Origin of the sequence: Pseudomonas sp. CM27, from assembly GCF_013179515.1 — a bacterium.
Lineage (GTDB): Bacteria > Pseudomonadota > Gammaproteobacteria > Pseudomonadales > Pseudomonadaceae > Aquipseudomonas.
Genome location: NZ_JABMCN010000296.1, coordinates 1 through 6,643 on the forward strand (window position 1 = coordinate 1; position 6,643 = coordinate 6,643).

Here is a 6,643-nt window from a genome sequence, read left to right on the forward strand (position 1 = left end):
GTGGCGCCAGCCTGATCACGCCGAACCTCAGCGAGTTCGAGACCATCGTCGGCCGTTGCGCCGATGAAGCCGAGCTGGTTGCCAAGGGCCTGCAGCTGTTGCTGGACCTGGACCTGGGTGCCGTGCTGGTAACCCGCGGCGAGCACGGCATGACCCTGCTGCGCACGGGCCAGCCGGCCCTGCACCTGCCGGCGCGGGCGCGGGAAGTATTCGATGTCACCGGTGCCGGTGATACCGTCATCTCCACCCTTGCAGCAGCTATCGCCGCTGGCGAGGACCTGCCCCATGCGGTGGCCCTGGCCAACCTGGCGGCGGGTATCGTGGTCGGCAAGCTGGGTACGGCGGCCATCAGCGCCCCTGAACTGCGCCGGGCCATCCAGCGTGAAGAAGGCTCCGAGCGGGGTGTGCTGGGCCTGGAGCAGCTGCTGCTGGCCATCGATGATGCGCGCGCACACAAAGAGAAGATCGTCTTCACCAACGGTTGTTTCGACATCCTCCACGCTGGGCATGTCACCTACCTGGAGCAGGCGCGGGCCCAGGGTGATCGCCTGATCGTCGCGGTCAACGACGACGCCTCGGTCAGCCGCCTGAAGGGACCCGGCCGACCGATCAACAGTGTCGACCGGCGCATGGCTGTGCTGGCCGGCCTGGGCGCGGTGGACTGGGTGATCAGCTTCCCTGAGGCCACGCCGGAGAACCTGCTGAGCCAGGTCAAGCCGGATGTGCTGGTCAAGGGGGGCGACTATGGCATCGACCAGGTGGTGGGTGCCGATATCGTCAAGGGCTATGGCGGCACCGTGAAGGTGCTGGGGCTGGTCGAGAACAGCTCGACTACTGCCATTGTCGAGAAGATTCGCAAAAACTGATGCTTTTGGGCTGCTATGCCGCCCTTCGCGGGCATGCCCGCGAAGGGCGGCATAGCGGTCCCAGTTATTTATGCAGTGAAGTACGTGCCCGCTCCAGCAGTGCCCGGGCCTTGTCACCAAAGCGCTGCAAGTGCGACGCCCGCGCCCGCGTGCTTTCCACCAGCCCCTGCTGCTTCACCCAATCCTTCCAGCGCACCCGCTCGTCCGTCACCACCCAACCGTCCTGCCGCGCAAAACTTTCGGCCAGGTACAGCCCACGAGTGCTCGCCGGCACCAGCTCGTCTTTCTTCAGCGTATACAGCTCTGCCAGTGGCTGGCCGTCTTTGAGGGGCATCAGATACAGGTCCGGCCGTTTGCGGTTGAGCCGCGCTACAAGCTGGTTGCCCTCGAGCCGTTCATCGACGTGGAACAGGCTGAGCTTCTTGGCTTCCCGCGGTACCTGCAGGCGCATGTCATAGATCAGCTGCAACGAAGCGGTGGGCAGGTGCACATAAGCCCGCGGCCGCTCCAGTAGCATCAACCTGCCGCAGTGTACCGGCCGGGCGGCGCCGGACTGCGGGGCCAGCACGAAGTGCGGGTTTTCCCGGTAATGCAGGGCGGCAGCGTAGGGTACCGGTAGCCAGGTGTCGTTGAAGCGCCCACCCAGCCAGCCCTCGGGGGTTTCCAGCAGGCACTCCTCGGCTACTTCCTGCACGGCCGTATGCAGCGGCAGGTTGAGCTCCTGCGCTGGCACATAACCCGATATCAGTTTCAGAACCACGTCGCCGCGGTCTTGCCGACGTTGACGTACCAGTACCCAATAGTCGCGGTTCTGCCACTGCAGGGTGAGGCGCACCGACACACCCAGGTTGGCCAGTTCAACCACGAACCGTTGCGCGTCCGGCAGCTGGATGGCTTTGCGCCGCTGCTGGGTCTGGGCAAAGTTCAGCGGCATGCCGATGCTCTGGTAGATCAGGCCCTCGGGCGTGGCTTCTACATGCAGGGGCAGTGTCTTGAAGTTGCTCGGGTTCTTGCGGATCAGCGTTCGCGCCACGATGCTCCTCCTTGCCTCGGGTCAGTCTCCAGGCCCTTGAGCCAGGGGTAACTCAATGCCGGCCCAGGATACGGGCGACGGTGGCCACGTTGTGGGCCAGGTGCAACGGGTTGATGGTGCCGACGATAGCACTGCTGACGCCCGAGTGGGCGAACAGCAGTTCGAAGCTGGCTTGCACCGGGTCGACGCCCGGGGCGAGACAGACATGCCCGCTGGCCAAGGCTTTTTTCACCAGGATGGCCTTGCCGTGCTCGGCAGCGTAGTCCAGCACCGGGCGCTCTGCCTGCTCGTTGAGGTTGTAGGTGACCATGGCGCAGTCGCCCTGCTGCAGCGCCTTCAGGCCGCCGGCGACGGTCTTGCCGGACAGGCCAAAGCCGAGGATCTTGCCTTCCTGCTTGAGTGCAGCCAGGGTCTGGTACACCTCCTCGTGCTCGAGGATCGCCAGGTCATTGCCGTCGGAATGCACCAACACCAGTTCTATGCGGTCGGTCTCCAGGCGGCGCAGGCTGCGCTCCACCGAGCGGCGAGTATGGGCAGCGCTGAAGTCGAAGTGCGACTGGCCAGCGTCGAATTCTTCACCGACCTTGCTCACGATCACCCATTCGTCGCGCTGGCCGCGCAGCAGCGGGCCCAGGCGTTCTTCGCTGCGGCCATAGGCCGGCGCCGTGTCGATCAGGTTGATGCCCAGCTCGCGCGCCTGGGCCAGCAGCATGCGTGCTTCGTCATCGTCGGGAATGGTGAAGCCGGTGGGGTACTTCACGCCTTGGTCGCGACCGAGCTTGACCGTGCCCAGTCCCAGCGGCGAAACCTTGAGGCCAGTGCTGCCCAGGGGGCGAAGGAGGTTGTGCAGGGTTGGCAGGCTCATGGCAGCAATTGCTCCCAGGCCGGCACGCCCAGCGGTGGGCGTGGCAGGCCGGCCAAATCGGCCTGTGCCTGCGGGCGAATGCCGTCGCGCTGCAAATGGCTGATGACCCGGTCGCTGAAGTCCGGGGCCAGCGCGAGCTTGGTTGGCCAGCCGACAAGCAGGCGTTGCTGCTCGGCGAGGAAGGCGTTGTCCGGGCGTACCAGGCCCGATTGTGCCGGTTCGGCACGGTCGACTCGCAGGGTGGCCCAGCGCATCTGGCTCTGGTCGACCCATGGCAACAGGCTGGCGATTTCTTTCTGGGCTGCAGCAATTTGCGCGGCCGGCTCACGGGCAACACCCTCGGCTTCGGCCAGGTCGCCGCCCAGGTACCAGACCCACTGGCCATCGGCGGCCGGGTGGGTGGTAATCGTCACCCGTGGCTTGGGCCCGCCGCCCAGGCAGTGGGCGTACAGCGGTTTGAGGTTGGTGCCCTTGGCCATCACCATATGCAGCGGGCGGGTCTGCATGGCTGGCTGGTTCACGCCCAGGGCATGCAGCAGCGTTTCGGTGCCGGCGCCGGCGCTTAGCACGATGCGCTGGGCGCGGATGTCGCGGCCATCTACCCGCAGGCCGACCAGCTCGTCGCCTTCGCGCAGGGGTTCGACGTGCTCACCGGCCAGCAGGCTGTCACCCGCCAGCTCGGCCAGGTTGGCCAGCAGGGTGGGGACGTCGATCACCAGTTCCGCCAGGCGATAGACCTTGCCCTTGAACGCACGGTCTTGCAGCGCCGGCGGCAGTTGCTCACCTTTTACCTGGTCGACCCGGCCACGCACGGCCTTGCTGGCGAAAAAGCTGGTGAGGTTGCCGGCCAGGGTGCCCGGCGACCACAGGTAGTGGGCATCGGACAGCAGGCGGGTGCTGCTCAGGTCCAGCTCGCCGCTGCCGCTCAACGCTTCGCGCCAGCGCCGCGGCATGTCGGCGATGGCTTCCGATGCACCGGTAAGGGCGCCGTGCAGGGCGTACTTCGTGCCGCCATGGATGATGCCCTGGGACTTGATGGTCTGTTCGCCGCCAAGGCTGGCGCGCTCCACCAGCACTGTCGAGTAGCCCTGGCGACGCAGCCGGGCATTGAGCCAGAGGCCTGCGACCCCGGCGCCGACGATCAGTACGTCAGTGGAAATGGCGGATGGCATGGCGGTACCTCGAAGACTGGGACAGCTGGCAAGTATACAGGGTATCCCCAAGAGGGCCCTACCGCCGGCAAGCCAGCTCCCACAGGGTTCGCGCAGGCCGCCAGGTCAATGCTTTTCCTGTGGGAGCTTGGCTTGCCGGCGATGGGGCCCTCATGGAAAACCTCAATGCCCAGCCGTCTTCGAAAACAGCTGGATCACCACCACGCCACCCACGATCATGGCCATCCCCAGCATCGCTGGCACATCCAGCTTCTGCCCGTACACCACCAGCGCCGCCACGCTGATCAGCACGATACCCAGCCCCGACCAGATGGCATAGGCAATCCCCACCGGTATGCTGCGCACCACCAGGGTAAGCATCCAGAACGCAATGCCATAGCCCACCACCATCAGCAGCAGCGGCAACGGCGTGCTGAACCCTTTGACCGCCTTCATCGAGGCAGTGGCGATGACTTCGGCGCAGATGGCGATGGCGAGGTAGGTGTAGGCATTCATGGCAGGATCCTCCGGTAACTGGTCGGGCATTCTAGAGGTTGGCCGGATGCGGTAAAGTCATTACCTATCTATACGGGAGATAGGTCGATGGCCGAGCAGTGGAATCTCGAACAACTGCGTACCTTTATGCGCGTCGCCGAATTGCGCTCGTTTTCGGCCGTGGCCCGTGAGCAGCGCAAGGCCCAGTCGGCCATCAGCAATGCCATCGCCCTGCTCGAAACCGACCTTGGGGTAACCCTGTTCGATCGCAGCAGTGGTCGGCAACCGAAGCTGACCGATAACGGCAGCGCGCTGCTGGAGGATGCCCGCGAACTGTTGCGACAGTGCGAACGTCTGGACGGGCGCGCCCTGGCATTGATGCGCGGGCAGGAGGCCTTGCTGCGAGTGGCCCAGGACGAAGCCATGCCCTACCAGCCAGTCATCGACAGCCTCGACGAGCTGGCCAGCCATTACCCATTCCTGGAAGTGCAACTGGCCAGCGGCGCCCAAGGCGATGTGGCGCGCAAGCTGGTGGAGCGGCGCGCTGATCTGGGCCTGTTCTTTCACCACGAAAGCATCCCTGCTTCGTTGGAGCGACGTGCCCTGGGCAGCGTGGAAATGGTCACGGTGTGTGCGGCCGGCCACCCGCTTGCCGGCGAACCCCGGGTCACCCGCCAGCAGCTGGCCCGCCACCGTCAGTTGCTGATTACACCGCAACAAAGCGGCTACCCGGGCGGTGAGGCGATCAGCCCGCAGGTGTGGCGTGCAGACAGCTTCTACGCCATGGCCGAACTGCTGATGCGCGGGCTGGGCTGGGCCTGGCTGCCACGGCACGTGGTGCAGTACCCGACCTATCAGGCGCACATGGTCGAGCTGGACAGCGAATGGCGCCCGCCGGCACTGGTGGCAGAGCTGGCCTGGCGCCGTGATGAACCGCTGGGCCCGGCCGCGCAGTGGCTGGCCGAGCGCTTTGCAGTGCACCTGCGCGCGATCGGGTAAACTCCGCTGCCATGAACAGAACACTTTATACCTTGCTGTTTCACCTGGGCCTGCCGCTGGTTGCGCTGCGCCTGTTCCTGCGCGCGCGCAAGGCTCCAGCCTATGGCAAACGGATTGGCGAACGCTTTGCTCTGCAGCTGCCGGCCATGCGCCAGGGCGGTATATGGGTGCACGCAGTGTCGGTTGGCGAGAGTATTGCTGCCGCGCCGATGGTGCGTGCCTTGCTCAAGGCCTACCCGGAGCTGCCGATCACGCTTACCTGCATGACCCCAACGGGTTCCGAGCGCATTCGCAGCATGTTTGCCGATGAACCGCGCGTTCAGCACTGCTACCTGCCCTACGACCTGCCTTGGGCGGCGGGGCGTTTCCTTGATCATGTGCAGCCGAAGCTGGGCATCATCATGGAAACCGAACTATGGCCCAACCACATTCATCAATGCGCCCGGCGCGGCATCCCGGTGGCCTTGGCCAATGCTCGGCTGTCCGAGCGCTCGGCACGTGGTTATGCCCGTTTCGCCAACCTGACCCGGCCGATGCTCGCCGAGATGAGCCTGATTGCGGTACAGACCGAAACCGAAGCGCAGCGCTTCCGCGACCTGGGTGCTCGCCCGGAAAGCGTGCAGGTGACAGGATCGATCAAGTTCGACTTGAAGGTAGACGAACAACTGCTGCCGCGCGCTCGCCACTTGCGCGAGCAGTGGGGCGCCTTGCAGCGCCCGGTGTGGATCGCGGCCAGTACCCACGAGGGTGAAGACGCGTTGATCCTGCAGGCCCATCGCCAGTTGCTGCAGCTGCACGGGGATGCGCTGCTGGTGCTGGTCCCGCGCCACCCTGAGCGGTTCCCTGCGGTGCATGCGTTGTGCAGCCAGCAGTTCGCCACGGTACGCCGCTCTGCCGGTACCCCTGTAGATGCCCAGACCCAGGTGCTGCTGGGCGACACCATGGGCGAGTTGCTGTTCCTCTACGCACTGGCGGACATCGCCTTCGTCGGTGGCAGCCTGGTCGCCACCGGTGGCCATAATCCCTTGGAGCCTGCGGCATTGGCCTTGCCCGTGATCATGGGCCCGCACGTTTTCAACTTCCTCGAGATCAGCGCAATGCTGCGCGAGGCGGGGGCGTTGCAGCAGGTGGACGATGCTGACGGGTTGGCCGGGGCTGTGCGCCGCCTGGTGGAGTTGCCACAGGATGCTCAGCGCATGGGCGAGGCGGGCAGGGCGGTGATGCGTGCCAACCA

Annotated in this window: 7 protein-coding genes; 3 read left to right on the forward strand and 4 right to left on the reverse strand. The window is 65.4% G+C overall.

Annotation, left to right across the window (positions count from 1 at the left end; all coding sequences use genetic code 11):
• Positions 1-866 (forward strand): D-glycero-beta-D-manno-heptose 1-phosphate adenylyltransferase (rfaE2, locus tag HP547_RS25920; RefSeq protein WP_172288258.1); only part of this gene is annotated, 866 nt, incomplete at its 5' end.
• Positions 867-930: 64 nt separating this feature from the next.
• Here the strand turns inward: rfaE2 and HP547_RS25925 are convergent.
• The 4 genes from HP547_RS25925 to HP547_RS25940 all read right to left on the reverse strand — a co-directional run bounded on the left by HP547_RS25925 (position 931) and on the right by HP547_RS25940 (position 4,431).
• Positions 931-1,899, reverse strand: a complete 969-nt coding sequence (locus HP547_RS25925) for a metal ABC transporter ATPase (protein ID WP_172220851.1) — start codon at positions 1,897-1,899, stop codon at positions 931-933.
• 52 nt (positions 1,900-1,951) lie between these two features.
• A complete protein-coding gene (locus HP547_RS25930) occupies positions 1,952-2,764 on the reverse strand; it encodes an aldo/keto reductase (protein ID WP_172220854.1) in 813 nt (270 codons plus the stop codon).
• The gene (locus HP547_RS25935; RefSeq protein ID WP_172288260.1) at positions 2,761-3,936 is read right to left on the reverse strand and encodes an FAD-binding oxidoreductase; all 1,176 of its coding nucleotides are present in this window, start codon (positions 3,934-3,936) and stop codon (positions 2,761-2,763) included. Before HP547_RS25935 ends, HP547_RS25930 begins: the two co-directional genes overlap by 4 nt.
• A 162-nt stretch (positions 3,937-4,098) precedes the next feature.
• Positions 4,099-4,431 (reverse strand): multidrug efflux SMR transporter, encoded by a 333-nt coding sequence (locus HP547_RS25940; RefSeq protein ID WP_172220859.1) that lies wholly within the window; start codon positions 4,429-4,431, stop codon positions 4,099-4,101.
• Positions 4,432-4,518: 87 nt separating this feature from the next.
• Between HP547_RS25940 and HP547_RS25945 the strand changes: the two genes are divergently transcribed.
• Complete coding sequence (locus HP547_RS25945; RefSeq protein WP_172220862.1) at positions 4,519-5,409, forward strand: LysR family transcriptional regulator; 891 nt, start codon at positions 4,519-4,521, stop codon at positions 5,407-5,409.
• An 11-nt stretch (positions 5,410-5,420) separates the two neighbouring features.
• On the forward strand, positions 5,421-6,643 hold a 1,223-nt coding region (gene waaA, locus HP547_RS25950; RefSeq protein WP_172288262.1), incomplete at its 3' end, for a lipid IV(A) 3-deoxy-D-manno-octulosonic acid transferase.

What these genes read in the sequence shown, in the direction of transcription:
- HP547_RS25930 (WP_172220854.1), bottom strand. Translation starts at nt 2,764, where the DNA reads ATGAGCCTGCCAACCCTGCACAACCTCCTTCGCCCCCTGGGCAGCACT.
- HP547_RS25945 (WP_172220862.1), top strand. Translation starts at nt 4,519, where the DNA reads ATGGCCGAGCAGTGGAATCTCGAACAACTGCGTACCTTTATGCGCGTC.
- HP547_RS25940 (WP_172220859.1), bottom strand. Translation starts at nt 4,431, where the DNA reads ATGAATGCCTACACCTACCTCGCCATCGCCATCTGCGCCGAAGTCATC.
- HP547_RS25935 (WP_172288260.1), bottom strand. Translation starts at nt 3,936, where the DNA reads ATGCCATCCGCCATTTCCACTGACGTACTGATCGTCGGCGCCGGGGTC.